This window comes from Ruegeria sp. R8_1, from assembly GCF_017743815.1.
Lineage (GTDB): Bacteria > Pseudomonadota > Alphaproteobacteria > Rhodobacterales > Rhodobacteraceae > Ruegeria > Ruegeria lacuscaerulensis_A.
The window spans coordinates 336,841-363,726 of sequence record NZ_JAGHRL010000006.1 but is presented as its reverse complement, the minus strand read 5'-3'; the positions used below and the strand labels follow the sequence as shown (position 1 = coordinate 363,726).

Sequence of the window (26,886 nt, the reverse complement as noted above, 5' to 3'; positions counted from 1 at the left end):
GGCATACGAGATTTCTGCCTGTCTCGTGGGCTCGGAGATGTGTATAAGAGACAGCCGGGGGCCTGATCCGGGGTGGGGGTGTCGTCGCTCATGGGTCGTCCGTCACAAGGATTGCAGGACGATATCTGTCACATCGCGGGCCACACTGTCCATGTCCCGGTTGCCATCAATCACGCGAAAGCGGTCCGGGAACTCATCGGCCAGCGCCAGAAATCCGGAGCGCATTTTCTGTTGCAATTCCAGTCCGAAATCCTCGAACCGTTCTTCTGTGCCTTGCCGCCCTTTGGCGCGGGACAGGCCGATTTCCGGGTCCATGTCGATCAGGACGGTCAGGTCGGGTTCACGCCCGATCATGAGCTTATGCAACTGATCCACCAGAGGGCGCAGATTGCCGCGCGACATGCCCTGATACATGCGGGTGCTGTCGGCGAAGCGGTCGCAGATTACGACTTTTCCTGCCGCCAGCGCTGGTTCAATAGTGCGTTCCAGGTGGTCGCGGCGAGCGGCAGTGAACAGCAGCAGCTCGGTCTCGGCTGACCAACGGTCCGGGTCACCTTCCAGTACCAGCCGACGAATTTCCTCGGCCCCGGCTGAACCGCCGGGTTCGCGGGTCAGAACAACGTCGCGGCCCAATCCGCGCAAGTGATCGGCCAGCATGCGCGCCTGCGAGGACTTGCCCGACCCATCAATGCCTTCAAATGTCAGAAACACGCGGTGCCCTTGTCAAAAAGCGTCCAGAGGGTTGCCGATCACATCGGTCAGAACGATCCCTCCGACAGTCATCATCCGAACCAGAAAACCACCCGTGGCCACATCCTGTACTGCGACCAGAGGGCGCCGAATTTCGGGCAGACCTTCAGGCTTGATGACCAGTTCGGCCAGTTTCTGCCCCTTGGCAATCGGAGCGTTGATCGGGCCGTCATAGACGACCTCGGCAGCTACGTTTTCGTCGCCCAGAACCGGCAGTAGGATGTTCAGATCGTCTTCGGGGACAAGGCCAACCGTCTTTTGCGCCCCCATCCAGACCTCTGCCTCGGCTATCGGCGCGTCTTTGTTGGCAATTGTCCTCTCGACAAAATTTCGAAACGACCAGTTAACCACGGACTCAGCCTCCTCTGCGCGCGTGGCGGTGCTGTCCAGACCGGTGAGCACGAAGATCACCCTGCGATCGCCCTGTTTGGCCGAGCCGACAAGGCCATAGCCTGCCTCTTGCGTGTGGCCGGTTTTCAGGCCGTCCGCGCCGATCCCCAATTTCAACAACGGGTTGCGGTTGCGCTTGTTCGAGGGCGCGCGGCCATCGAATTCAAACTCTTCCTCGGCGAACAGGGGATAATATTCTGGGAAATCTGTGATCAACCGATCGGCCAGTATGGCAAGATCGTGAACCGACATCATGTGCCCGGCTGCAGGCCAGCCGTTCGAGTTGGCAAAAGTGGAATTGTCCATGCCCAACTGTTCCGCTCGCTGGGTCATATACCGAGCGAAACCCGCCTCGGTTCCGTCAGGGCTGAGCGCCTCGGCGATGACAACACAGGCGTCATTGCCGGACAGAACGATGATGCCGCGCAGCAAGTCCTCGACCGACACGCGGTCTTGTGTGTTCAGGAACATCGTCGAGCCGCCATAGCTCATGGCGTGTTCAGACACGGGTAGGGTTTCGTTCAGGGTAAGTCGCCCATCCCGCAACGCCTCGAACGCGACATATAGGGTCATGAGCTTCGACATTGAAGCAGGGGGCAAGGGTTGTTCGGCGTCTTTCGACAAAAGCACAGTGCCTGTTGTCTGGTCCATCACATAGGCTGCGCGGGCGGTTGTATCAAAGGCGAAGGCGGGCAGAGCGGTCAGCGCCAACCCCATTGCCAGAACGGATGATCGCAAAGTGGACAGCACAGTAACCTCCTGCTTTTCAGTTCTTGACGACGAAAGCGTCGGTAAAGCCCAGATCCTTGACGTCGCGCTGCAAAGCGGTGCGTTCGCCCCGGGTTTTGGCGGGGCCGACAAGAACTCTCCAGACTGATTTCTCGCCGGTTTTTAACTCGCGTACTTCGGTTGTCAGGCCATTGCGGCGAATTTTTCGGGCAGCGCTTTCAGCATTTTCTTCGACGCTGAATGTGCCAACCTGAACATATGGTTTGGATACCGAAGCAGTATCGGATTCTGCCGATGCCGCAGCGGTGGGCGGAGTTGGTTCAGATGCCTTAATCGCCGCCGCAGCCCCTTCAATCGGGTCGAGCGATGTCTGGGTGATTTCGTCAGAAGATTTCTTTTGCCACCATTTCTTCTTGGTGGACGCGTCCGCAGGCGGGGTGACTTCGGGATCAGACAGAGTGGAAGTCGCCACCTCAGGCGCAGCTTCCACGGCAGTTTCGGCAACTTCGGTCGTGGTCTCGGCGGCGGTATCCGCTGCCACAGCGGCAGTGCCCGCAGCAGCAGCGGCGGTTTCCTTTTTCTGCCACCACTTCCGCTTGGGTTTATCTTCGGCCTCGGCGGTTTGATCTTCGGTCGGAGTGTCGCCTGTAACCGGTTCTGCGACTTCGGGTTCCGGAGCGGTTTCCGGTTCTGCTTTTGGCGCAGGCTCGACGGGTTTACGCCGCAGGGCGACGACCTCGACCCGTGTTGGAGAACCGGCGAGAATGCCAAGCTTTACTGCTGCGTCAGACGAAAGCTGCAATGCAGGGCCCGGCAAGTTGCGTTCTCGCCGGAACAAAGCGCCTGTGACTGTCTTGTTGTTTGCGGTGTTCTTGATGCGGACGCGCTCTGGCTGGGTGACATCAGGATGTGCGACCCAGATTCCACCAAGGGACGGACGGCCATCCCACAACCCGGCCTCGGTCAATGCGAACACCTCGGGTGCCTCGACATCGTCACGGGGGTTTCCGGTCGCTTCGGGGAAAATCTCTCGTTTTGCTGAGTTCTGGGTGCTGTCCGAAGACGCCTCGGTCGCTTCGTTGCCGGTTTCAAGTGCTTCTTCGCATCCGGCCAGAACCAAAGACATCACGGCCAGAACCGCCAACGCCAGCGGCTTTGCGCGTGTTTCGGTCGCTCGATCCATCGTGTTATCCCTTGCCTGTAAGGGGTCGGTTTTCTGAACCCCACCGCGTTTCGCCGGTTCTGCAACGCCGGTCTGATACGGTTTGTGGCCCAATCATAGCGTGAGCAAGGTATCAAGGAAAGACCGCTGCGACAGCTTCGGCAAGAATTCCCTATTTGGTCTTGCCACCGGTTTGCGTTCGCCTTAGACCCAGCATCACGCGGGGAGGTGGCAGAGTGGTCGAATGCGGCGGTCTTGAAAACCGTTGAACGTGAGAGCGTTCCCAGGGTTCGAATCCCTGTCTCCCCGCCACTTGCGCTCATAGGTTGAAGCGTTGGTTAAACGCGCGCCTAATCGCAATCTGCACACCGCGAAATTAAGCCACTCAGATTTCTGATCCACGGCAACATCCAATGCGGCCCGATTTAGCGTTATTATAACGTCGTTGGAAGTTATGTGGCGATGAAAGGTGTCGGACCAAGCGGTCATACTACGGTCTTTTCCAGACAGCACGGACCGGTCACCTGCATCGGTTGTGCCCAGCTTGTCTATGAAAACACTGGACGAACCATTCTTGGTGACCAATGATAGCGCTTACAGTCCATCGGCAGAGATCAGGGTGACGATGTCACTTTTGCTTTGAAGCGCCCGCCGTTCAGAAGCGGGGCCTGATGGATCAAAGTCTGGTTGAATTGACCTCATTAGGGCCAGTCAGACGCGGGAGGGACAGCGGACATGACTTGTTCGTTTTGTCTTCGAGGTGAGTTGGGCGACCCTTCGTCCCGGCGATGTCTGGGACAGTTGGGTAATGCAAAACGCAAGACAAAGGGCCTGCAAAAGGTCCGTTCAACGATATCGCATTTAGGGAGGAAACAAGAATGCGTAATCTGCTTAAGACAAAATCTCTGATTGTGGCAGGGCTACTGGCTACGACCAGCCTGGCGCAAGCTGAAGAGGTCGAGGTTCTGCATTGGTGGACCTCGGGTGGTGAAGCTGCCGCGCTGAACGTACTTAAGGACGACCTGTCTGGGCAGGGTATCGGATGGACCGATATGCCGGTTGCTGGTGGCGGCGGTGAGCAGGCTATGACCGTTTTGCGCGCCCGTGTCACGGCTGGCAATGCACCGACTGCCGTTCAGGCCCTTGGCTTTGATATTCTGGATTGGGCCAATCAGGGTGCCTTGGCAGACCTGAACGATGTCGCCGCGAAAGAAGGGTGGGACGATGTGGTCCCGGATGCGCTGAAAGCCTTCGCCAAGAGCGACGGCAAATGGGTTGCGGCCCCGGTGAACGTGCACTCGACCAACTGGGTCTGGGCGAACAAGGCGGTTCTGGATGCAAACGGTATCGCGCAACCCACCAACTGGGATGAGTTCGTTTCGGCGGTTGAGACCCTGAAAGCGGCCGGGGTCACTCCGATCGCGCATGGCGGTCAGGCGTGGCAGGACGCAACCGTGTTTGACGCGATTGCAATGTCCACGCTGGGGCCGGACGGCTATAAGGCCGCCTTTATCGATCTGGACGAGGACACGCTGGGCGGTGACGCCATGAAAGAAGCCTTCGACCGTATGGCCTTTGTCCGCGACAACGTGGATGAGAACTTCTCGGGACGCGACTGGAATCTGGCCACCGCCATGGTCATCAACGGTGAGGCTGGTTTCCAGATGATGGGTGACTGGGCCAAAGGTGAATTCCTAAACGCCGGTAAGGTTCCGGGGCAGGACTTCTTGTGTTTCCGTTTCCCAGGTACGCAAGATCAAGTCACCTTCAATGCCGACCAGTTCATGATGTTCGATCAAGGCGGTTCGGTTTCGGCCGAACAGGCCGCGTTGGCCAGCGCCATTCTGTCGCCGAGCTTCCAGATTGCGTTCAACAAGGTGAAGGGTTCCGTCCCGGCCCGGACCGACGTGGATGGCAGCGATCTGGATGCTTGTGGTCAGCAAGGCATGAAAGATCTGGCTGCCGCAGCGTCTTCTGGCAACCTGTTCGGTTCGATGGCGCACGGCCATGCAGCACCTGCATCAGTGAAAAACGCGATCTATGACGTGGTGACCGCGCATTTTAACGGCGAATATGACAGCGAAACGGCTGTGACCGAGCTGGTCGACGCTGTCTCGATCGCCAAGTGATCCACCTGTGATCCTTTCGATAGGGCGGCCTGAAAATCGCCCTGTCGTACCGTGGGTGACAAGCCCCCGGTTCCCCAATACGCCAAGCAGGAGGGCGCGCCATGGCTTCATCGGCCGACGCGGATTTCAAAACTCGTCTGCAGAACTGGATACCCAAGCTGGTCTTGTCGCCGTCGCTGGCGATGATGCTGGTCTTTGTCTACGGGTTCATTCTGTTCTCGGTCTACCTGTCCTTTACCGATAGCCGTATTCTGCCGACATATGGCTGGGTTGGTTGGGAAAACTACGACAAACTGTGGCGGCTAAGTCATTGGGAAATCTCGTTGAAGAACATGGGGATTTTCGCGGGGCTTTATATCGTGATCTGCACCTGTATAGGGCTTGGGCTGGCGATTTTCCTTGATCAGAAAATCCGCGGCGAGGGGCTGCTGCGCCCGATCTACCTGTACCCCATGGCGCTGAGTTTCATTGTCACCGGCACCGCGTGGAAGTGGTTTCTGGATCCCGGTATCGGGCTGGAAAATGTCATGCAAACATGGGGCTGGACCAGTTTCGAGTTTGACTGGATCAAGAACCGCGACTTTGCGATCTATACTGTTGTGCTCGCCGCTGTTTGGCAGACCAGTGGCTTTGTCATGGCGATGTTTCTGGCCGGGCTGCGGGGGATCGACAATGAAATCCTGCGCGCGGCGCAGATGGACGGGGCCTCGAACTGGAACCTCTATCGCCGGATCATCATCCCGCAATTGCGCCCCGCTTTCCTGTCGGCCTTCGTGATCCTCAGCCACTTGGCGATCAAGACCTTTGACCTTGTGATTGCCTTGACGGGGGGCGGGCCGGGCCGCGCGACCGAACTGCCCGCGACCTTCATGTATTCCTACACTTTCACGCGGAACCAGATGGGCATCGGCGCCGCGTCGGCCACGATCATGCTGATGACCATTGCGGCGATCATGATCCCGTATCTGTACGCTGAATTGCGGGAGAAACACTGATGAGCCAAGCCTCGCAAGACACCGCAATTCGCACGGGCCGCGTCACGCGTACTCTGATCTATCTGGTGCTGCTGCTGTTTGCCCTGTTCTATATGCTGCCGCTTTATGTGATGCTGGTGAACTCGGTCAAACCTCTGGAAGAGATCACTGGCGGCGGCATGATGAACCTGCCGCAGGTCTTCACGCTTGAGCCTTGGCTCAAGGCGTGGTCTTCGGCCCAGATCGGGGTCGATCCGACCGGGCTGAAGCCCTATTTCTGGAATTCGATCAAAATGGTGGTGCCGGCGGTGATCGTCTCGACCATTTTGGGGGCGCTGAACGGCTATGTGCTGACCAAATGGCGGTTCAAGTACGACACCATCCTGTTCGGACTGATGCTGTTTGCCTGTTTCATCCCGTTCCAGATCGTGCTGATCCCAATGGCGCGGATGCTGGGCCTGATGGGTCTGGCGGGTACCACATGGGGCCTTGCACTGGTGCATGTGGTTTATGGTATTGGCTTTACCACGCTGTACTTTCGCAATTACTATGCCGTCTTCCCGACCGAGCTGATCCGCGCCGCGCAGATCGATGGGGCAGGGTTCTTCCAGATTTTCTGGCGCATCCTGTTGCCCAGTTCGGGACCAATCGCGGTGGTGTCTATCATCTGGCAATTCACGAACATCTGGAACGACTTCCTATTTGGGGCTTCGTTCGCTGATGCCAACAGCCAGCCTATGACCGTGGCACTGAACAATCTGGTGCAGTCATCCACGGGGGTAAAGGAATACAACGTTCATTTCGCAGGGGCCATTTTGGCGGCCCTGCCAACTCTGCTCGTCTATATCGTGGCCGGTCGGTATTTCGTCCGCGGCCTGATGGCGGGCTCGGTGAAAGGATAAGACCTGATGGGTTTTCTGGACATAGATAACGCAACCAAGTCCTATGGCGCGGTCGAGGTTTTGCACAAGGTCGATATCTCGGTGCAAGAGGGCGAGTTTCTGGTGCTGGTTGGCCCTTCGGGTTGTGGCAAGTCGACCCTGCTGAACATGATCGCGGGGTTGGAAGAAATCACCAGCGGTGAAATCCGCATCAAGGATCAGGTGATGAACGGCGTCCACCCGTCGAACCGCAACATCGCCATGGTGTTCCAAAGCTATGCTTTGTACCCGAACATGACCGTTGGGCAGAACATCACCTTTGGGCTTGAGATGCACGGCGTGCCCAAGCCTGAACGTGAAAAGGCCATGGCAGAGGTCGCCAAGCTGTTGCAAATCGAGCAATTGTTGGATCGCAAACCGGGCCAGTTGTCGGGCGGTCAGCGGCAGCGCGTTGCCATGGGGCGGGCCTTGGTGCGCAACCCGGATGTGTTTCTGTTTGACGAGCCGCTCTCGAACCTCGATGCCAAGCTGCGCGTGGACATGCGGACTGAAATCAAGAAGCTGCACCAGAATCTTGGCACGACCATTGTCTACGTGACCCATGACCAGATCGAGGCGATGACGCTGTCCAGCCGCATCGCGGTGATGAACGGCGGCTACGTGCAGCAATTGGGTACGCCGCAAGAGATCTACGACACACCCGCCAATATCTTTGTAGCAACCTTTATGGGGTCGCCCGCGATGAATGTGGTGCCGGCCAAAGTGGTGGTGCTGAACGGGCGACCCCATGCCGAGGTGGCCGTCCATGACGGGTCCATGACACAGCTACCGTTCAGTCAGGATAACCTGGCCGCGTGGGACGGGCGCGAAATCCTGCTGGGCATTCGCCCTGAGACGATCACTGATATGGATGGCGCGGATCGCAAGTCCTCGAACATTGCACAGATGGGCAATCGGATTGTTGTGACCGAACCGGCGGGCTCGGATACATTCGTATCGATGCAGTTGGGTGGGCGGGACGTAATCGCTCGTATGCGGTCGGACGCCGAGGTCGCGCCGGGGCAGGATTTCACTTTTGCAGTGAACATGGAAAAGGCTGTGGCGTTCGATCCCGAAAGTGAGATGCGGATCACGCCGTGATGCCCGAAGGGTATGATTTCATAGTGGTCGGCGGGGGCTCGGCCGGGTCGGTGATAGCGGCGCGTTTGTCCGAAGATACCTCGGCCACGGTCCTATTGCTTGAAGCTGGATCGTCGGATCGGCACCCGCTTTTTCATCTGCCTGCCGGGTTTGCCAAGATGACCAAGGGCATAGGCAGTTGGGGATGGACCACCGTGCCCCAGAGGCACATGCAGAACAAAGTGTTTCCTTACACTCAAGCCAAGGTGATCGGGGGCGGCTCCTCCATTAACGCGCAGATATACACCCGCGGCGCTGCGCAGGACTATGATGATTGGCGACAATTGGGCTGCGTCGGATGGAGTTACGACGACGTTTTGCCGTATTTCCGCAAGTCCGAAGACAACGACAGTTTCGAGGATGAGTTCCACGGTAAAGGCGGACCGCTGGGAGTCTCGAGGCCTGTCGCGCCCTTGCCGATCTGCGATGCCTTCATCGAGGCCGCCGGGCAGGTTGGTATTCCCAAAACGTACGATGTTAATGGTGATCAGCAGGATGGGGCAGGCTATTACCAACTGACCCAGCGAAATGCACGTCGGTCTTCGGCGGCGATGGCGTTTCTTGCTCCGAACCGCAACCGTCAAAACCTATCAATTCGTACCGGCGCGCAGGTTCATCGACTGGTGATCGAAAATGGACGGGTGGCCGGGATCGAGATGATGGATGGCTCGGTTCTGACCGCGGCGCGCGAGGTGATCCTTTGCTGTGGGGCCATTGGATCACCGCGTCTTCTGCAACTGTCCGGTATAGGCCCCGCCGATCATTTGGAGTCTTTGGGGCTTAAAGTCACATACGATCAGCCACAGGTTGGTGCGAACCTACAGGATCATCTGGATCTATACGCAATCTGCGAGGTCACTGGTCCGCATACGTATGATCGGTTTGCCAAGCTGCCCTTTTCGGCTCTGGCGGCGTTGAAATACGTGTTCACGCGAAATGGCCCTGTTGCGTCGAGCCTGTTTGAGACCGGAGGGTTTTGGTATGCCGATTCACAGGCTCGTTCGCCTGACATACAGATGCATCTGGGCCTGGGGACAGGGATTGAGGCCGGGGTTCAAGCGATGCCGAACGGCGGTGTCACGCTCAACGCATGTTTCTTGCGTCCACGATCACGTGGGACAGTGCGTTTGCAAAGCGCGGACCCATTGGCGATGCCCTTGATCGACCCGAACTATCTGGCGGATCCTTATGATCGAGAGATGTCGATCCGTGGGTTAAAGCTGGTGCAGCGCATTCTTGCCCAAGACGCTTTGAAGCCCTTTATTCTGGCCGAGCGACTGCCAGGGCCGGATATTCGAACAGATCAGGATTATTTCGACTTTATTTGCGTGCACTCAAAAACATCGCACCATTGTGCCGGGACGTGCCGCATGGGGGTGGATGACGGTGCGGTTTTGGACCCACGTCTGCGATTCAATGGGATCGATGGCTTGCGGGTTGCGGATGCGTCAATCATGCCCACGGTGAACTCATCGAACACCAATGCCCCTTCAATCATGATCGGTGAGAAAGCTGCCGACATGATCAAACTGGATCACGGTATGTCCCTGTAACCGCCCGCGCGACTGCGAACGCGCAAACTTTTAGTGCGTTTTGGAAATGGCTTTCCCTGGCTCGGCCTGGATTAGCCGAACCTGGCAACCGGAGTATTTGGGATGTCTGCCAGTTCAACGGCCTTGTCGATCAGGAACAATGCCTCCATCTTTGACGAGGCGCGCAGGGCGACCACTTCGCCAACATGATACGAGAAATCCTGCCCCGACACACTGCCATGCGAGCCTTTCACAAAGCGATTGGCAAGTTTGTGTTGCAACTCGGCAGCGGAAACACCTGGCTTGCTTTCATGTATCAGCAGGAACACGCCATTGCCCCAGTAGGTGGCAAAGTTCCGGCCTTCCTGCGAGACAGTCAGTAGTTCATTGCCGGCGGCCGCCATGGCTTCGCGGAATTCCACCGAAGTTGTGGTTCGGAAGATATCGTCGACCTCAGCCACTTTGACGGCCATCATCTTGGACGCGCGTGAGTGCATTGTCGACAATTGTACGACATAGTTCTCAAACTCGGCCAAGCCGATACAACCGGGCAGATCACCGAAATAGAGCGGATCGCTAAGGCGGAAATTGGTGTTAATCTCGGAATCGTTGACGGCATACACATCCGCTTCAATCACCTCGATGGCTGCGCGTCGTTCAGCTGCCAGCCTGTAGGCGTCAGAAAGCCGTTGTTTTAGATCGGCAAACTCGAACGGTTTCGTCACGTAGTCCGTCGCGCCGACCTCAAACGCTTCGTCGATATACTGCTTTTGCACCATCGCGGTGATCATGATGATCGGCGTAAACTGATAGTCAGGAAGATTGCGCGCATGCTCGCAAAGTGTGATGCCGTTCATTTCGGGCATTTGGACGTCAAGCAAAAGACAATCGAAAATCTCGGTCGTTTCCGCAAGGATGTCGAGCGCCTCTTGACCGCTGCGAGCAGTCACTACGTCTTCGTACCCAAAAGCCCCCAGAACGCAAGTCAGAAGCTCCAGGATACTGGGGTCGTCATCTACGGCAAGTATACGCATGAACAGTCACCAATCTTTGCCACCATGCTGACCTTGAGGACTCAAAAAGTGCCGCTCAAAGGCAGGAGGGGCGTTGAATATCGCTTACACGCAGGCTGTCCGAGAAAAACGGCAAAAGGATGACGTACGCTGGGCGTGGAAGTGACCGAATATTTTTTTTCGGGTCCAGTCATACTAGCCGCAGAAACTGACATGTTCGGTTCGTTAGGGCCGGTCGCGGCAATCATAGGTTGGGCGGAGAAGTGATGCAGAATGACAGATTCACAATCACCAGCCCGCGAGAGGTTAAATTTTACGATGGTGTAAGCTCTGAAACTGGCGAGTTGAGGAATGCGATGATGATTCAAGGCGTTGTCTAATCAGGTTGAAACCACGATACAGTGCATTTTTCGCAAAACCGCATGCTAAATATGCCAAAAACTCGCCCTGAATGCTCAATGTTTTGTATGGGATGTGAATTCGCCACACAATGACGCGATTACCGGAAAAAACATCATTTAGTTGTAGACGCAGCGATTCATATCTTGTCATAAGTGTGTCTAAAATAAGAGCAAAATATGGACCGACCACTCAGGTATGAACAGGCATACTCAGCGTCCAAGGTATTTCCGGACCTGGAGCCAGCCAATACGGCCCAACCCGTGCCCCAACCGTCGGCACGGCGTAAGCTATTTGCGTTCAAGCGCGACACGCCTGATCGCAAGCGCGAGCTAGGGAATGTCCGTGCGACCGCAATGAGCTTTCGCAACATGCACGAGCACGGCACATTGTTGGCAAAATATCTCGAGACTCGAAAAGCGATCTTCATCGATCGCCTGCACTGGAATGTAGGTGAGGCGGATGGGATGGAGTTTGACCAATATGACACACCGGCCTGCCGGTGGGTCGTTCTGCATGAGTTCGGCGAGGTTTTGGCGGGCGTTCGCCTTTTGCCGACGAACGCGCGGTGTGGGGCCTACACCTATATGCTGCGGGATGCACAGAAAGGGTTGTTGCGCGATCTTCCGACGGACATCCTGTTTTTCGAGGCACCGTCGAACCCAAAGATCTGGGAGGCGTCCCGGTTTTTTGTCACCGAGAGCGTGCCGGCTTCTCGCAGGTTGGCCGTGCAGCAAGAACTGTTTTTCAGGATGACCGCTACGGCAGAAGAAAACGGCGCGACACGCATCCTGGGCATCGTTCCTTCAGTCTGGGCACGGTGGTCGCGCAGATTGGGTGTTGGGGCTGCTCCGGTCGGGGCAAAGTTCTCGATCGACGGTACAGTAAGCCAGTCGGTTTTGTTCAATATCCACAGTACGTCGTAACACTGATCCGAGCCCTCGATCATAGGACCGGTAAAACAACTTGAGCGATTTGTCCGCGACTGGTAGATTGTGTCAGGGTTTGATTTGACCCCGAGCTGGGTGATGTGCTGCTAAGTCGTTAAGATTAAACATGAAAACCTTTTAAGTCTTGGTGCTCGGCGACCTTAGGTCTGAGAGCTTCCGCCAAAATAACGCCAAGAAAAAACCCAATTTACCCAAGGTTTTTGCGATTTTTGCCGCTGTTTCGTCCTAGTCGTTTTCTATTCTGAGCCTGTTTAACAGGTTGAAAGCGGTTGACCAGTCATGAAGCATACGACTCCGACAAGTGATGAATTCCAGCGCAAATTGGACATGCGCGCGTTGAAGCGGACGCCTCTGAAAGTGCTGGCTGTTGATGACGAACCGGGAATTCTTGAGCTGTTGCAAACAGCTTTGGCCGAGTTTGAAAGCTGTCAGGTCTCTGTTGCCAGTTCCGCCAACCAAGCGCTGCAGGTTATTAAAGAGGCGGAAACACCGTTCGATTGCCTTCTATTGGACATTCAGATGCCCGGTACCAACGGGATCGAATTGCTGCGACGGATACGGAACACACCCGGAAACTCGGAAACGCCTGCCATAATGCTGACCGCCATGAGCGACCGAAAACATGTCGAGGACGCTTTTGCTGAAGGTGCGTTTGACTACGTTACAAAACCGTTTGATTTCTTCGAGTTGCGCAGTCGCATGAATGCGGCTCATCTGTTGATGCAGGAAAGGGTCCGCAGCCGGATTTCATCGGTTTCGGTCAAGAACCTGCAAAACGTTCTCGACTACAACCAGCAGTTCAGCTTTGAGGACCCTCTGTCTGTCGACGGTCTGAAACGGTGTCTGCGTTATGTCGAATTCGATAACTATATCGAACAACTGGGCCGCAGTCGTTTATTTGACTCGTGGGTGACCGCCATCAGGTTGCAAGATGCAGCCTTTCGCTTTGATCTGAACGACTTCGGAGAATTTCGTCGCATCATCGCGGATCTTGGAAAAAGCATTCAGACTGGGACAGCCGAGGCCGAAGCTATTTTCTCATACCGTGGCAGCGGCATCTATTTGGTCGTGACGCATGGACGGTATTGCGCAGCGAAACTCCCAAGTGAAGATCAACTCAATAAAGAATTCGCTCAGATTTTAGCGCAGCGGAACGTATCAGGCGATATCCGCACGGTCATGAGTACACCAATCTCAATGAGGGCGTTGTCTAAATCGGGTGCTCTTGCTGCGTTCGACAAGGCCGTCGCGAAGCTGGAACTGCGCGAAAAGGGCGCTCCGGCCGGGCAGCAGGCGACGCAAGAACAGACGCCACATTCGTCCAACAAGACCAAGCCTCGAGCTAGTTTGTTCGAAACGGTGTTGCGAGAGATGTACGGTAGCCAGACTTACCTGAACCGGGGTTGAGCCAACAATGTCCTGCCTAGACAGGTGAGGCATTCAAAACAAGCGGGCCGCTAGTGCGCATCGTGAAAGTCAAAACCGGTTCTGGCAACGGTTCGTCTGACAGCGAAAATGCGACTTTGCGCAGCACTGAGGCCATGAGAACCATGATTTCCGTCTCGGCGTATTGAGCGCCTATACATATGCGCGGTCCGGCACCAAAAGGTATATATTGCCCTCGGGGTACGGTCCCGCCAAGAAAACGTTCAGGACGATATTGATCAGGTTCGTCCCACAGTTTCTCATTCCGATGCAACGAGTATACGGGGAAGAACAACGCGTCACCGTCTTCGATCTTAACACCGTTTATGTCCAGTTCAGCGCCTGCGTCCCTGGCAAAAAATGCGGCTGATGGATACAGCCTAAGCGTTTCTTTGATGTGGGCCCTCAGCAGCGGCATGTTTTCCAAATCGGAATACTCCACGGGGCCGTCCGGTCGAGCCGACATGATCTCGTGTCGGATGCGGTTTTGCATTTCTGGGTGCAGCGCCAGCAGGTAATACCCCCATGCAAGCGCGTTGGCCGAAGTTTCGTGCCCCGCGACCACGAAGGTCAAAAGGTTGTCCACTGTCGTCTCGGCATCTTCGAAATCCGACTTTAAAGCCTCAATCATCAGATCCAAAAAGTCTTCAGGCTCATCGCGGCTTTCAGCACGACGCAGGTCGATCACCTGGCGGGCCAGATCGCGCATAGTGGTAACTGGCGCCTTGCTGCTGAGCCATTTCTTGCGCGGCAACCATTTCGGAAGGCCCATTAAGTCAAACAGAGAAAGGTCTGAAATATAATTGAAATATGCGATCAGTCCAACGCGGATCTGCTCAGCGCTGACTTCTTCATTGCCCGAAAAAATGACGCGAGAGATATTGGTCAGTGTTGAGGCAGGCGCAACCTGGGCCACATCGACTGGCCCGGGATGCTCGGCCAATGAATCCGCTACTTCAATCCCAGTTGCGGCAAAATGGCGGGCCAGAACCGGCAAGTTGCGTGCCGCAAATAAGGGCGAGTAGCGATGCCGCTGCTTCCGCCATTTCTCTCCTTCGGACAGGATGAGGCCGTTCCCGACGGCTGATCCGATAATGTCCTTGGTAAATTTCGCTTTGGGGAAAGCACGCCCCTGGCCGACCAGCAACTCGGTGATCATTTCGGGTTCGCAGATATAGTGGATATTCAGCGGACCCCGGACGTAAGTTTCGCGCAGCGTTTCTGCGGGAATGACCTCAAGCATGTTGCGCCCTGCCGAGCGAGCGAATTGAAGCAATGTGACCGGCTCTTCGGCAAGCCGTGCCGAAACGGGTGTCACACCCTCGTGATTGGCTTCTATCTTTCCAATAGCGACCACAACCCCACCTCTTTGTTTGTCTCGCTAGCCTGTTCCTGCATTAAGGGGTAAGGGGGTCAAAAAGGCAATAAAATCGTTAATTTATAACGCACAGTGTTGTGTCTTTACCGGCATAGGCCAGCGAAGGTATGCGACAATAATTCGGCCCGATGAAAACTATTGCCAAACTGTGAACGAAATTCCGACCAACTACGTCCTCATTGTGTCGATAAACCTCCTCTAACTGATCAGCAAAAAAGACTTTACGATGACCGCCATCGAAGCACCCCAACTAGACGGGGCACCCCAAGACAGCGACAGCAGGCTGCTGCAGAATATCAAGGATTACACTGCCATGAGCTTTGCGCTGCTTTGGCAGCGGCAGGCCATTTTCCTTGCAACCACGATCCTGACAGCGTTTTTCTTCAATCCGCTGAACGCACTGTTTTTCTACGGGACAATATTGATCTGCGAGGCGCAAGACCTTTACCTGGCTAAGCGGGTAGCGCGCCTCACGCCCAAGGAACGCCGGTCTATAGCGATGATGGTGGCGTGGATTTTGTTCAATACGATCCTCAGTTCTACCGCTATCTGCCTTTACGCGGTGTCTGTTGCGCTGAAACAACCAACAGGCGGTCACTTCACCCCGCTTTTTTTCCTGTTCGCCGCCGCCCTGTTTGCGGCCATGAACAACCACCAATTCGTTTGGGCCATGATTGTGCGCCTCGCCATGTATGGCATCTCGTTCATGGTGATCGTGGTCAAAGACATCTGGATCGAACAGCCCGACCTTTCATCGGACTTGTGGCTGCATTTCTTTACCGTCGTTTTCGTGATGTACTTTCTGATCGATTGCTCGCTGGTGTTTCTCAAACTGTACCAGACCAACTTAGAGCAGCTGGAAAAGCTCAGGGAGGAGCATGAGCGGACCAAAGCGGCCTATATTGCGAAGACTCAGTTTATCTCGACAGTCAGCCATGAGCTGCGTACGCCATTGACGTCAATCAAGGGTTCTTTGGATCTAATCAAGTCAGGCGCCATGGGTGAGGTGCCAGACAAGATGCAAAACCTAGTAGATCTGGCGAGTAAGAACAGTGAGCGTTTGGCCTCGTTGATAAACGATGTTTTGGACATCCAGAAAATGGAAGCCGGCGAGATGGTCATTAAAGAGACGCGGATCAACGTGAACTCGCTTGTAGATGAGGCAATCGCTTGCAACCTAGGATTTGCCAGCGCCCATAATGTCGAACTGGTCGAAGAACGTTCGTCCGAACAAGATCTGTTCATCAAGGGTGACGCCTCGCGGTTGATCCAGGTTCTGACCAACATGATCTCAAACGCGGCGAAGTTTTCGTTTGACCGTGGTGTCGTCACTGTAGGGTGCGAGGTCGTCGGGTCGCGGGTGCGGGTATACGTGAAAGATCAAGGGATCGGCATCCCCGAAGGCAGTCGCGACAAAGTGTTTGATCGTTTTTCGCAGATTGATTCATCAGATGAACGGCACGCCGGAGGAACCGGCTTGGGGATGAGTATTTCGAAGGAGATTGTTGAGCATTTCGGCGGGACAATTGACTACGAAAGCACACTAGGTGTCGGCACCGTGTTCTTTGTGGAATTCCCGTTGCTGGAGGTCAGCAAGAAAAAGGCGCTGTCTGAACAGCGCCTTTCACTGGGAAAGAATGCGCTGGCCGGAGAGTAGGGACTGTATTCTTAACTCGCTCGGCCATATTCGGGTATCACCAGTCTACACGCTCGTAGGCGTCGCTTTGAATGCTGGTGATCTCAGCTTCGGGTGAGGTCTGGACAGTCTCGGCCATGACATCGGTTTCGGCGCCATCGTCCGCAGGAGAGGCCTGTGCATCCCACGCCAGTAACTCGTCTGTTTCGCTTTGCAGCAGGTTAGACAGATCTTGCCCCTGCTGCATCGTTGCGCCTTCTGTATCGTTAGCTTGCCCGACAACAAGATCGATCTGAGTTTCAGAGGAGATACTTGCGCCATTGAAACCTACGTCTGAGACAGTGATCTCGGCTTTTATCGTGCCCTCAAACCCTGGCGGAGGCGAAATCTCAAGCATGTCCAGGTTCCACCCCTGAAGCTCCACCGAGCCACCATCTGACAAGGCAGCGTCTTCGCCACTAAGTATCATGGTGTTTGGCGGCAAACCTTCCAGCGAAACGGATGCTGTCGGACTCGCGTGGCTAAGGTCTATCCCAAGCTCGAAACTGCCATCTTTCTCTATGGCCGTCCCGGCATCGGCTTGAACGAATTCCCGTCCGTTGGTGTCGGGACCTTCCCATTCCAGTTTCAGACCAGCTCGGCCACGGTTCTCGAAATACCGGACTTCGATGTCATACGTTCCGGTTTCGAGTTCGATCTCACCGGAACGGGTCCGAAACCCATGGCGACCGTCGTTGTCAACTACCTCGACACCATTGATATAGACAGCGACACCGTCGTCCCCTCCGGCAAAAAAGGTGTAGGACCCGCCTTCTTCGATCGTAATTTGTCCTTCGAACTGGGCGCCAAAAGTGTCTTTTGACCCATCTGCCCAGAATGAGCCTTTCGTGGTTTCGAAATCTATTTCCGATATCAGCTCTTGATGGCTGGGGTCCGCGGACCAGTCCACGTCGTCCAAGTTTTTCAGTTTATGGTCGACGTCAAAATAGCGCGCAGTGAAACCGCCGAATACTTGGGCCGATGGAAGGGTTTGCTGTGCTGTATTAACGTCGAAAGCAAGCGTTTCCACGCCATCATAGCTGGTGTCGCCACCCGTTGGGGTGGAATGGTGCAACGTTGCCTGCACTGGTCCCGTAAACTCTGCAGGAGGCGTGATCGTAAGAGCTTGCACATTCCAGCCGCTCAGTTCGACGGTGTCGTCAGGGCCTGCAATCACTGATCCGGACTCTGTTTCGACCTGTGTGCCCTCTGGCAAATCACTCAGAGCGAAGTGAGACTCTTCCGTAAAGCCGACGGCGCCTGCGCTGATTTCAAAGGTAATCGGCATTCCCGATACAGTCTGTGCATCCACTAGGTCCGGCGCCGTGACTGGCTGTCGCCCAACAAGGCCGGGGCCTTCCCATTCCAGGGTTGGCCCTGCGGCACCGGGTGTGCCGACATTTCGCACTTCGATTACATGCGTGCCGGGCGCAAGGTCGATTTCGCCTGTTTGCGCAGAGCCATTCGGAATGACTATCACGCCGTCGACCGCCAGTGTCGCTGAATTGTGGTCATCCAGATGGAATGTAAAAAGTCCGCCTTCTTCAACGTCAATATTGCCAGAAACTTCGATGCCGAATGCATCGTTTGACCTGCTGTCCTGGGGCAGGACCTGTCCAAAGTCGGTGGTCGAAGCAACTTCTGTATGGACAGGAGCAGCGTTCCAGTCGACGTCCCCCAGACCGTCTTGGGAGGTGGTTCCAAAAAATTTAACGCTGAAACCGCTGGATACCGAGACGTCGGGCATATCGGCGACGTTCACTTGATAGTTGACGGTTTGGCTCAGCCCTCCCGCGTCAATCACTGTTACATCGACACTAACAGAGGCGGCTTCCTCGAAATCCAACGAAACACCTGGTTTTAGGCGCAGAAGGTTGTCGACGACTTCAAACCGGTCATCCGATACTTCGAACCGGTGAGTGTCCCCTTGATCGGGGTCGTCAAAACTGATTTTCCCGACAATGGCTCCGGCGACATTTTCGGCAACCGTTTGCATGGCCGCCGTCAGGGTGATGTTGTCGATCAAGGCCCCGTAGCTGTCGTTCTGACCCTCGGGTTCGCGGAGCTCCAACGTATCCTGCCCTGTCCCGACGACCTGTAGTTGAAACGTCTCCCAATCCGATGACTGGGGATCCAACTCGGCAATGAGGTTTCCGTTCCAATAGACTTCGACCGTATCGGTGCCGCCGGCAAGCCGCTCGCGAAGGTCCAGCCCCAGATCATAAAGCTGGCCGTCCACTGTTTGGATCACTTGCGAAATACTGTCTACGCCGTGACCGTGGTCCAATTCCATCAATTGGTCGCCATCCGAGGCGTTGGTGCCGCCGAACTGGTCCCAGATTTCGATGCCATGAGAATCCGTCCAAGACCCCGACGGGTCATTGTTAAATCCTCGCCACCTTCCTTGGTCGAGGTCGAATTCTTCAAAGCTGCCGTTGGAAACCAGATTGTCCGTGTTGATGCCGAGGGTCAGGTTTTCCGGACCTTCATTCACGTTCTCAATGGAGATGACGAAGTCTTTCGTAGTACTCAGGCCACCAGAATCTGTAGTTGTGATTTGCAGCGCGATCTGGTCGGTCTCTTCGTGGTCGAACTGTACGTCTGGTTTTAGCCGAAGCTCACCATCGACCACCTCAAACCGGTCGTCCGAGACGTGATAAGCATGGTCGTCGTTGATGTCGGGATCCAGTGTTGATAGATCCCCAATCACAGCCCCAGCGGCGTTTTCTGCGACCGAGTGGTTGTCCAGGGTCACATCTTGGGGCGCTTCGTTAATGTCTTGAACGTCGATTGTGAAACTCTCGGTCAGGCTTAGTCCGCCGGTGTCCGTCGCCGTCACGTTGACTTCGACCTGGGCGGCGTCTTCGTAGTCCAATGAAACGCCGGGCTTCAACTGCAGATATCCGTCGACCACTTCGAATCTGTCATCGGAAACACTAATGTTGTAGTTATCATCCGCATCGGGGTCGGTAACCGTGAGAGCTCCAACAATTGCGCCTGCCGCGTTTTCCGCGACAACAACGCCGTCTAACTTGATCGTGTCGGGCGCTTCGTTGACGTCCAATACGTCGACGGTGAATCGTTCTGTGAGTGTCAGGCCGCCTGAATCCGTAACGGTGACGTCGACTTCGATCTGGGCTGCCTCTTCGTGATCCAAGGTCACTTCGGGTTTCAGTTGTAGCTGTCCGCCCACAACCTCGAACCGGTCGTCGGACACATGAATTGAATGCGTGTCTGATGTATCAGGATCTACGACCGTCAGTGTTCCCACCACAGCACCGGCGGCGTTTTCACTGACTTCTAGGGCATCCAACAGGATTTCTTCGGGGGCGTTATTTTCATCCTCAGTGGAAGTGACGAAGTTATCACTCGGAGTGCCCGGATCTAAGGGGGAGGGCACGAAGGGAGTTGGTCCTGAATCATACTGGACCGTTTGTTGTGTTTCGTGCGTATTGCTTTGAATTTCGAACCGCGCGGTGTGATCCCCGGTATCAGGCCCAAGTTGCGCTTCGGCCTTTGGTTTCGTATCGGCCGTTGGCCCGGTTGCCAAAGTTTGATCCACGGTTTGTTCTGTTTCGGGTGCGGCATTACTTTTGTAAGACGCCTGTTCCTGCTCGGAATGAACCCGCCCAGGCTGGCCGCCCGGTGCGCCATCTGGTCTGAGCCGCGTCTCAAGAGAACCTGCACGGTCTTCGCCCGTGTGCAGTGCGGTTCGGGTGGGATCACTCGAAACCTGAGGTGTCCCACGGGAAAACTGCGCCGCGAATTCCTCTTTTTCTTCCGTCTCTGACAGCTGGGATTGCGCGAAACTTGAAATGTCGTGGGGGGATTTGTTCATTGCGCTACCTCTATTCACCTGTCGGTCCGACCGAATAGATATCATGAATTGTGCTACAGAAAGGTTTCATAAATATTTGCAATTTAAAGGAAATTATTCACGACGTTATCTGGGTTCTTTACCTTTCCTAAAGCGGCGGTCGCGCAACCTTCTGGGACAGGAAAGGGTGATAGTGCATAATGGAACCGCAACCGCTTGCTGGAAATTTGTCCCGATCTGGATTTGGATTGCCAATCTGGGCTGCATCGTTTTCGTTGAATGTTCTGGCGCTTCTTATGCCCTTGTCCATTCTGATGATCTTCGATCGGATTATTCCGTTTCAATCCACCGATACGTTGCGGGTACTAACCGTCGTATTGATCATCAGCGCCGCGGCAGAACTTGTTCTTCGCCAGTGCAGAACAATTATGCTGACCAGCACTGCCGAAGGCGCGGCGATACGCAACCGTCGACGTTTTTTGAAGCAGGTTCTAAATGCGAACACCCGGTCATTTTCGCAAAACCCTGACAGCACGTATTTTGAACGGTTTGCCGCCATTGATCAGTTGAGGGATTATCAATCAGGGCAAAGCCAGACGCTTTCTATTGATTTACCCTTTACTGTCTTGTTCGCAGTGTTGATCGGGTTAATCGGAGGTTGGCTGTTTCTTGTTCCTCTCGGCGCGTTTTGCATCGTGCTTGGTTTTGCGTTTGTGATGAAGCGCGCTCAGTGGGTGTTGTTCGAACGGCGTAAATCTCTGGACGCCCGAAGATACGCCTTTTTGTTGGAAACTCTGTCCAACGTGCAGACTGTAAAAGCTAACCGGATGGAACCGCAGATGGCGCGCCGGTTTGAAATGCTCGAAGAGCAAACCGTGAATATTAGTAAAAAATTAATCCAATTTGCAGGGATTGCGCAGAGTTTCGGAGCGATTTTTTCACATATGATGGTCGCGGCAATGGGGCTTTGGGGGGCCTGCCTTGTCATCCAGAACCATATAGGCATTGCCGAGCTTGCAGCCTGCATGTTGTTGAACGGTCGTATCATCCAGCCTTTGACCAAGTTGATGACATTGTGGGTCCAATCCGAAAATGTCTCGGTTGCACGAGGGCGGTTGAACGACATGGAGGAATTGGAAGTCAACGAAATACCTTCTGGTCAAGTGCCGGAAATACTGGGGGAAATTTCGGTACGCGAGATGACTATCGAGCGCACGGATAGTGCAGGCGCGCTCATGGCTCCGGTAAGTTTTTTGGTACCGCCCTCTGGCTGCGTTTTGTTGGAAGCCGAACAGAGTTGGATGGTTGACTCCGTTTTTGATGCGATCTCTGGTCAACGGCTTCCATCGAACGGAGAGGTCTTGATCGATGGTTTTTCCGGGGCCAAACGTGTCAATCAAACTGGGCGGGGCGCGACGATCGTGCTTGAGGCAGACCCTGCAATGTTTTCAGGCACATTACTTGAAAACCTGAGCGCATTTGGGGACGCGCAAGTCGTTGAGAGGGCGAAAAAGTTTGCTGCTGCGCTGGGATTGGAAAAACGCATTCACCGGCTCCCCGCTGGGTACAACACCGTCATGACTGCGCGAACAAGTTTCGAGAAAGACCCAGTCAACCGTCACTTGGTTTCTTTGACACGGGCATTGGCGTTGCAACCCAAAATTTTGCTCATGAATGAGCCGTCGGCGGCTCTGGACACACCAGAACGCCAGGCTTTGGCGGATTGTTTAAGAACCCTTGCGCCGCGGCCAACTATTGTTTTGTCCAGTCCGGACCCGCGCTTGCGACAACTGGCAGATCAGGTCGTTCATCTGAAAGCAAAGCTGTCTGACGAGATCACGTCTTGGAGGGATGATGCAGAGCTGGATCGCCAGGACGCGCTGCTTAAACAACGGGGGGCGGCATGACAAGTCTAAGCACGCAAAGCGCAAGGGGGCTTCTCCAACGACTTCTATTGGCGGAGGGGTGGAAAAATGGAAAGGACACTATTGCCGAAGCGTTCCCTCATTTGTCGCCCGAACTGCACCGCGACGACATAATAGAAGCGCTTGGCAACCTGAATATTCCCTTCTCGAGAGTCAGGTGCAGGGAAAGCGAGATAACTGATCAAGAATGTCCCGCGCTTGTCTTTCCCGAGTCCGGCGGGTGTTACATTGCCCTTGGGCGTTCCGCGCGGACGATCAGGGTCAGTGACAGTCAAAACCCCGACCTGCGTCACTATCTTCCAGGTTCAGGCCTTTGCACTGTAATCAAGTTGCAAACCGCGACACCAGGGATATCGGAGAAGAAATTTGCATCTGTACGTTCGGCTTTCGCGGGTATGCGCGCGATGCTGCCTTGGTTGTTGGTTACGTCGCTGCTGACAAACGTTTTGGGCCTGCTGACTCCATTGTTGATCATGGCGATCTATGATCGTGTCATTCCGTCGGGATCCATTGATATGTTGGTTTCATTGGCAGTCGGTGTCGCCATAATCGGAATATCGGATTTCGCCTTCCGTCTTGCACGAACTCGCGCGCTTGCTTACGTCGGATGGCACGGTGAGCGTCAGTTGATGATCTCCCTGTTTCAAAAACTGATGTCCCTTCCGCTGAGCCAGCTGCAAAAGTCAGATGTGACGCAGCAATTGGCTCGATTTCGCCAATTCGAATCTTTGAGAGAAGTCTTCACGGGTCAGGTGATGGCAACCGTTCTGGATTTGCCATTTGTGCTGATTTTTCTGACCCTTCTGTTCTTTCTCGCACCCGGAGCCGGATTGTTGTGTCTCGGCATGGTTGTTATGTTCATTTTGGCCGGTTGTCTAACCATTCCGCGTCAGCGCAACTTGGACCGCGCCGCTACCGAGGCCGCTGAAGTCGGCCAGTCGGTGGCGCAGGATGCGATCGTTCATCAGAAAGTAATTGTAAACCTGGGCTTGCAGGAAAGATGGATGCGACGCTCGACGCCAATGATCGAACTCGCCGAAGCCGCAGCCCGTCGCGCCCGCCAATTTCAGGCGTTTACCCAGTCGCTTGCGCAAACTTTGACCGCTTTGACGGTCGTCGGCTCAATCATCCTGAGCGCCCACGGGGCGGTAACTGCCGATCTGAGTTTTGGCGCTTTGATTGCGGCCATAGCCCTGGTTTCCAAGGTGCTGACTCCGGTGCAGACTTTGTATGCCAGCTTCCCTCAGATTTTAAGTTCAATTTCCAGCCGAGCACAGGCGGACCGGGTCCTGGGATTGCAGGAAGAATTGGAGCTAGGGTTGGCCCAATCGCATCGAAAAACACTTCGTGGAGCGATTTCACTGTCCTCGGTTACGTATCGGCCGGACCCGCTGAATGGCCCGATTTTGTCGCAGGCCAGTTTGAATTGCGAACCGGGTGAAATTGTTTTGCTCATGAGTAGTGATGCTACCAGCCGGGCTGCGGTTTTGGATCTGATTGACGGGCTGCACACGCCATTGGCCGGTACGATCGAACATGATGGCATCGACATTCGTCAGATAGCTCGGGATGAGCTGCGTAAGTCAGTCACCTACGCCCCTTATGAGAAGTCTCTGTTTTATGGGACGGTCGCGCAGAATTTCCGTCTTGCATGTTCGTCGCTTTCGGATGCCGAAATCGTTGCCGCCCTGGATCATATGGACTTGTTGAATGACACTGGGTTGTTGGCAAAAGGGCTGGAAACGCGCCTGACGGACGTCACACTGGCGCAATTGTCAGATGAAACCGTCAAAGCGCTGACCTTGGCGCGCAGTATCGCGCGCCCGTCTACTGTCTATCTGTTCTCCGAGCCTACAAACGGTCTTTCGGACATGCGCCGCGACGGATTTAAAAGATGGGTTTGGGAGCAAAGAGGGCGAAAAACGATACTCATTTCCAGCGCGGATCGTTCGTTCCTCAACATTGCGGACCGTTTCGTTTTTCTGAACGGCGATAGGGTCGTTGTAAACGCAACAGGGGATGCCGGGTTAAAGAAAATCCAAGCTGCTCTGAAAACTGCTGAGGGTCGATCATGACACGTATGGGACACACCAAGACCAAGCCGGGACCGATGGCCAGGGCGGTGGAAAGAAGGCGCAAGAAACCTCCTCGGTTTGCGGCATTTTTAACTTTGGTCTTTTTTTTGATGATTTGTGGCCTCGTGACGGTAGCTGGGCGAACAATGATGCCACAAATCACGCGCGCCCCGGGTACGATCATGCCAATTGGGGACTACCCGCAGATCGAAACTCTACATGGTGGAATCGTGAAAGAGGTCCACGTCCGAAACGGTCAAAGAGTTGAGGCAGGCGATGTACTGGTAGAGTTGGAGCATCCGGATTTGACGCAGGAAGGGGATCTGGCTGCAGAACAGATCGAGGCAATCCAGCGAGATCTGGCAAATGCGATGACCGTACTTGCGATGCTCAACAGGGCTGTGCCTCCAAGCGTGTCCGAGATCAAAGCGCTCGAAGCTCAGGGGCTTGTGACGGCGTCATCCAGATTGCAGCTTTTCTTTGAACGTCAGAGAATCCAACAAACATCATTGGAGCAGCAGAAGGAAACGCTGGATATTTTGCGGCAGGCGGCGGACCTTGCCAATAGGCGTGTGGTCAAGAAAGAGGAGCTTCTGGCGAAGTATGCTCAGCTTCAGGCTCAAGGTCTCAAGTCGCTTAGCGATTATCTCGAAGAGGAAGACGAAGTCGACGCGGTACGCTCAGCCGCATCTGCAGCTTCGGTGCGTCTTGCCGAGGCGCAAAGCGCGCTCATCTTGGCAAGTTCGACATTGCAAGAAGAGACACTGTCTTTGCGTGATGACGTTCTCACCCGGATTTCCGAATTAGAGCAGGAACGAGATCGTCTGCGTGTGTCCCAACAGATCGTAGCCGGTAAACTCGCCGGGCTGCGCATCGTTGCGCCGGCGCGTGGAGTTATTCAATCGGTCGCATTTCCCAACCCAGGCGAAGTGATCGAGCCCGGCGAAACCATCTTTGAGATCCTACCAACCAGACAGGCGCTGATAGTCGAGGCACGTATTCCGAATGCCGAGGTTGGGCATGTCAACGCCGACGATCCGGTATCGATCAGCGTGGACACATTCGACGTGCGCCGTTTTGGCAAAGTCGAGGGGCAATTGAACTCGATTTATCCCTTGCCATTGACGGATGAAAAAACGGGCGAAACCTATTTCCGCGCCTCTTTGGCGTTGACGCAGGCGTCGGTCGGAACTGGGTCTTTCGCTCGACCACTGCAGGCCGGGATGACCGTGGTTGCGGAAATGAAAACCGGAGAACAGACGCTGCTGGCCTATCTTCTCAAGCCGGTCCAGACGACATTGGATCGCGCATTTAAGGAAAGATAGCCGGCTGACGTCGAAATGGAGCTGTAAGGCTGTCGCGATCCATCGCTGCGGTGGGCGCGGCGCAGGGGTCTTGCGCTGCGGTCGCAAAACCCATCATGTTCGAATTTAGGGAATATGAGGCGGGAACTCCTGAATGGCTGATACCATGCTGCAAGAAACGCGGGTTTTGGTCGTCGTCGCGCCCAGTTTCAACATCGCGACAACAATGGGTTTTATCGATCCGCTGAGGGCGGCGAATTACCTCGACGGCGCGGGTCATTTCAAATGGGAATTTGCGTCCGAAGCCGGAGGATCCTGCACGTCCAGCAATGGGGCTGCAATCTGGACCCTTCCTTTGAACGAGGTCGCTGCATCCGAAGTGGACATCGTTGTCGTATCGGCCAGTTGGGCCCCGGAAAAGCATGCGACGGATCGCACCGAAAAGGCGCTTAGGAATTGGGCGCGTCGAGGCGCGAGTATGATCGCGCTGGATACTGGAGCATTCATTCTTGCCCAGGCAGGGTTGCTACGGGGGCGTAAGGCGACAGTGCATTACGAACATATCGACGCGTTCCAAGAACTTTTCCCCGACGTGGAAGTTGTCGAGAACTTGTTTGTTTTGGACGGCAACCGGATCACATGCTGTGGTGGCGGGGCTTCTGTCGATCTGGGGTTGCAAGTGTTACGGGGTCTGCATGGAAGCGCGCTTGCCAATGCGGCGGCCCGTTACGTGTTCCACGACACACTACGGGGCCCGGCCAACAGGCAGCAACCCGACGGCGCCGAGCCGCTGGGGGCAACGGTTCCAGCGAAACTGCGTCTAGCAATTCAGGTTATGGAGGCCAATTTGGAAGACCCATTGCCTGTGCCCGAAATATGCAAAGTCGTCGGTATCTCGCATCGGCAACTCGATCGCTTGTTTGCGGTTCATGTCGGCAAGACACCAGCCTTGTATTACCGGGATATCCGTCTTGATCGGGCGCGGGGCCTTGTGACGCAGACGCGCCTTCCCTTGGCCGAGATTGCCATTGCATCAGGCTTTGCCAGTCAGGTGCATTTCAGCAGGTCATACAAAGACAGGTTCGGCTTGCCACCCAGTGTGGATAGGGTGGAAGGCAGGGTGCCATTTGAATTTCGTGCTTGGCCAATGCACAGAAATCCCAAGGATCGCGATGGCTGAAAAAGAAAAAAATGTGGCG

At 55.1% G+C, this 26,886-nt stretch carries 18 protein-coding genes and 1 tRNA gene; 13 read left to right on the top strand and 6 right to left on the bottom strand.

Going from position 1 to position 26,886, the window contains the following annotated elements:
* Positions 1-102: 102 nt before the first annotated feature.
* From tmk to J7380_RS15750, 3 genes are read right to left on the bottom strand one after another with little or no spacing between them, the layout of a single operon-like run.
* On the bottom strand, positions 103-711 hold the full coding sequence (tmk, locus tag J7380_RS15760; protein WP_209196690.1) for a dTMP kinase: 609 nt from the start codon (positions 709-711) through the stop codon (positions 103-105).
* A gap of 12 nt (positions 712-723) precedes the next feature.
* Complete coding sequence (locus tag J7380_RS15755) at positions 724-1,890, bottom strand: D-alanyl-D-alanine carboxypeptidase family protein (protein WP_348539117.1); 1,167 nt, start codon at positions 1,888-1,890, stop codon at positions 724-726.
* Between the two features lie 16 nt (positions 1,891-1,906).
* On the bottom strand, positions 1,907-3,052 hold the full coding sequence (locus J7380_RS15750; RefSeq protein ID WP_209196689.1) for an SPOR domain-containing protein: 1,146 nt from the start codon (positions 3,050-3,052) through the stop codon (positions 1,907-1,909).
* Positions 3,053-3,253: 201 nt separating this feature from the next.
* Between J7380_RS15750 and J7380_RS15745 the strand changes: the two genes are divergently transcribed.
* From J7380_RS15745 to J7380_RS15720, 6 genes are all read left to right on the top strand, one after another.
* Positions 3,254-3,343 (top strand) — tRNA-Ser (locus J7380_RS15745).
* 566 nt (positions 3,344-3,909) lie between these two features.
* A complete protein-coding gene (locus J7380_RS15740) occupies positions 3,910-5,160 on the top strand; it encodes an ABC transporter substrate-binding protein (RefSeq protein ID WP_209196688.1) in 1,251 nt (416 codons plus the stop codon).
* A 101-nt stretch (positions 5,161-5,261) separates the two neighbouring features.
* On the top strand, positions 5,262-6,155 hold the full coding sequence (locus tag J7380_RS15735) for a sugar ABC transporter permease (RefSeq protein ID WP_209196687.1): 894 nt from the start codon (positions 5,262-5,264) through the stop codon (positions 6,153-6,155).
* A complete protein-coding gene (locus J7380_RS15730; protein WP_170352691.1) occupies positions 6,155-7,036 on the top strand; it encodes a carbohydrate ABC transporter permease in 882 nt (293 codons plus the stop codon). The genes J7380_RS15735 and J7380_RS15730 overlap by 1 nt, the downstream gene beginning before the upstream one ends.
* A gap of 6 nt (positions 7,037-7,042) precedes the next feature.
* Positions 7,043-8,155, top strand: coding sequence for a sn-glycerol-3-phosphate ABC transporter ATP-binding protein UgpC (gene ugpC / locus J7380_RS15725; RefSeq protein ID WP_170352692.1), 1,113 nt, complete (start codon positions 7,043-7,045; stop codon positions 8,153-8,155).
* Positions 8,155-9,747 (top strand): GMC family oxidoreductase N-terminal domain-containing protein, encoded by a 1,593-nt coding sequence (locus J7380_RS15720; RefSeq protein ID WP_209196686.1) that lies wholly within the window; start codon positions 8,155-8,157, stop codon positions 9,745-9,747. Before ugpC ends, J7380_RS15720 begins: the two co-directional genes overlap by 1 nt.
* 71 nt (positions 9,748-9,818) lie before the next feature.
* Here J7380_RS15720 and J7380_RS15715 read toward each other — a convergent pair whose 3' ends face one another.
* On the bottom strand, positions 9,819-10,760 hold the full coding sequence (locus J7380_RS15715) for a response regulator (protein ID WP_209196685.1): 942 nt from the start codon (positions 10,758-10,760) through the stop codon (positions 9,819-9,821).
* Positions 10,761-11,317: 557 nt separating this feature from the next.
* On the opposite strand from J7380_RS15715, the gene J7380_RS15710 reads away from it, so the two are divergent.
* Complete coding sequence (locus tag J7380_RS15710; protein WP_247742582.1) at positions 11,318-12,064, top strand: acyl-homoserine-lactone synthase; 747 nt, start codon at positions 11,318-11,320, stop codon at positions 12,062-12,064.
* Between the two features lie 303 nt (positions 12,065-12,367).
* A complete protein-coding gene (locus J7380_RS15705; protein WP_209196684.1) occupies positions 12,368-13,495 on the top strand; it encodes a response regulator in 1,128 nt (375 codons plus the stop codon).
* Positions 13,496-13,511: 16 nt separating this feature from the next.
* Here J7380_RS15705 and J7380_RS15700 read toward each other — a convergent pair whose 3' ends face one another.
* Positions 13,512-14,870, bottom strand: a complete 1,359-nt coding sequence (locus tag J7380_RS15700) for a cytochrome P450 (protein WP_209196683.1) — start codon at positions 14,868-14,870, stop codon at positions 13,512-13,514.
* Between the two features lie 247 nt (positions 14,871-15,117).
* Between J7380_RS15700 and J7380_RS15695 the strand changes: the two genes are divergently transcribed.
* Positions 15,118-16,548, top strand: coding sequence for a HAMP domain-containing sensor histidine kinase (locus tag J7380_RS15695; protein WP_209196682.1), 1,431 nt, complete (start codon positions 15,118-15,120; stop codon positions 16,546-16,548).
* Positions 16,549-16,585: 37 nt separating this feature from the next.
* Here J7380_RS15695 and J7380_RS15690 read toward each other — a convergent pair whose 3' ends face one another.
* On the bottom strand, positions 16,586-20,404 hold the full coding sequence (locus J7380_RS15690) for a PA14 domain-containing protein (RefSeq protein ID WP_209196681.1): 3,819 nt from the start codon (positions 20,402-20,404) through the stop codon (positions 16,586-16,588).
* 179 nt (positions 20,405-20,583) lie between these two features.
* Here J7380_RS15690 and J7380_RS15685 point away from each other — a divergent pair, with 179 nt between their 5' ends.
* From J7380_RS15685 to J7380_RS15670, 4 genes are all read left to right on the top strand, one after another.
* The gene (locus tag J7380_RS15685) at positions 20,584-22,290 is read left to right on the top strand and encodes an ABC transporter transmembrane domain-containing protein (RefSeq protein WP_209196680.1); all 1,707 of its coding nucleotides are present in this window, start codon (positions 20,584-20,586) and stop codon (positions 22,288-22,290) included.
* 422 nt (positions 22,291-22,712) lie between these two features.
* Positions 22,713-24,383 (top strand): ABC transporter transmembrane domain-containing protein, encoded by a 1,671-nt coding sequence (locus J7380_RS15680; protein ID WP_209196679.1) that lies wholly within the window; start codon positions 22,713-22,715, stop codon positions 24,381-24,383.
* Positions 24,380-25,708 carry an HlyD family type I secretion periplasmic adaptor subunit gene (locus J7380_RS15675; RefSeq protein WP_348539116.1) on the top strand — a complete coding sequence of 443 codons (1,329 nt, stop codon included), beginning with the start codon at positions 24,380-24,382 and terminating at the stop codon, positions 25,706-25,708. Before J7380_RS15680 ends, J7380_RS15675 begins: the two co-directional genes overlap by 4 nt.
* A 133-nt stretch (positions 25,709-25,841) precedes the next feature.
* Complete coding sequence (locus J7380_RS15670) at positions 25,842-26,867, top strand: GlxA family transcriptional regulator (RefSeq protein ID WP_247742581.1); 1,026 nt, start codon at positions 25,842-25,844, stop codon at positions 26,865-26,867.
* Positions 26,868-26,886: the final 19 nt, after the last annotated feature.

Bases quoted from the DNA above. Each gene is read 5' to 3' on its own strand.
- J7380_RS15710 (WP_247742582.1), top strand. From the start codon at position 11,318: ATGGACCGACCACTCAGGTATGAACAGGCATACTCAGCGTCCAAGGTA.
- J7380_RS15675 (WP_348539116.1), top strand. From the start codon at position 24,380: ATGACACGTATGGGACACACCAAGACCAAGCCGGGACCGATGGCCAGG.
- J7380_RS15695 (WP_209196682.1), top strand. From the start codon at position 15,118: ATGACCGCCATCGAAGCACCCCAACTAGACGGGGCACCCCAAGACAGC.
- J7380_RS15740 (WP_209196688.1), top strand. From the start codon at position 3,910: ATGCGTAATCTGCTTAAGACAAAATCTCTGATTGTGGCAGGGCTACTG.
- J7380_RS15735 (WP_209196687.1), top strand. From the start codon at position 5,262: ATGGCTTCATCGGCCGACGCGGATTTCAAAACTCGTCTGCAGAACTGG.
- J7380_RS15730 (WP_170352691.1), top strand. From the start codon at position 6,155: ATGAGCCAAGCCTCGCAAGACACCGCAATTCGCACGGGCCGCGTCACG.
- J7380_RS15690 (WP_209196681.1), bottom strand. From the start codon at position 20,404: ATGAACAAATCCCCCCACGACATTTCAAGTTTCGCGCAATCCCAGCTG.
- J7380_RS15705 (WP_209196684.1), top strand. From the start codon at position 12,368: ATGAAGCATACGACTCCGACAAGTGATGAATTCCAGCGCAAATTGGAC.
- J7380_RS15670 (WP_247742581.1), top strand. From the start codon at position 25,842: ATGGCTGATACCATGCTGCAAGAAACGCGGGTTTTGGTCGTCGTCGCG.
- J7380_RS15685 (WP_209196680.1), top strand. From the start codon at position 20,584: ATGGAACCGCAACCGCTTGCTGGAAATTTGTCCCGATCTGGATTTGGA.
- J7380_RS15750 (WP_209196689.1), bottom strand. From the start codon at position 3,052: ATGGATCGAGCGACCGAAACACGCGCAAAGCCGCTGGCGTTGGCGGTT.
- J7380_RS15715 (WP_209196685.1), bottom strand. From the start codon at position 10,760: ATGCGTATACTTGCCGTAGATGACGACCCCAGTATCCTGGAGCTTCTG.
- J7380_RS15680 (WP_209196679.1), top strand. From the start codon at position 22,713: ATGCTGCCTTGGTTGTTGGTTACGTCGCTGCTGACAAACGTTTTGGGC.
- J7380_RS15720 (WP_209196686.1), top strand. From the start codon at position 8,155: ATGCCCGAAGGGTATGATTTCATAGTGGTCGGCGGGGGCTCGGCCGGG.
- ugpC (WP_170352692.1), top strand. From the start codon at position 7,043: ATGGGTTTTCTGGACATAGATAACGCAACCAAGTCCTATGGCGCGGTC.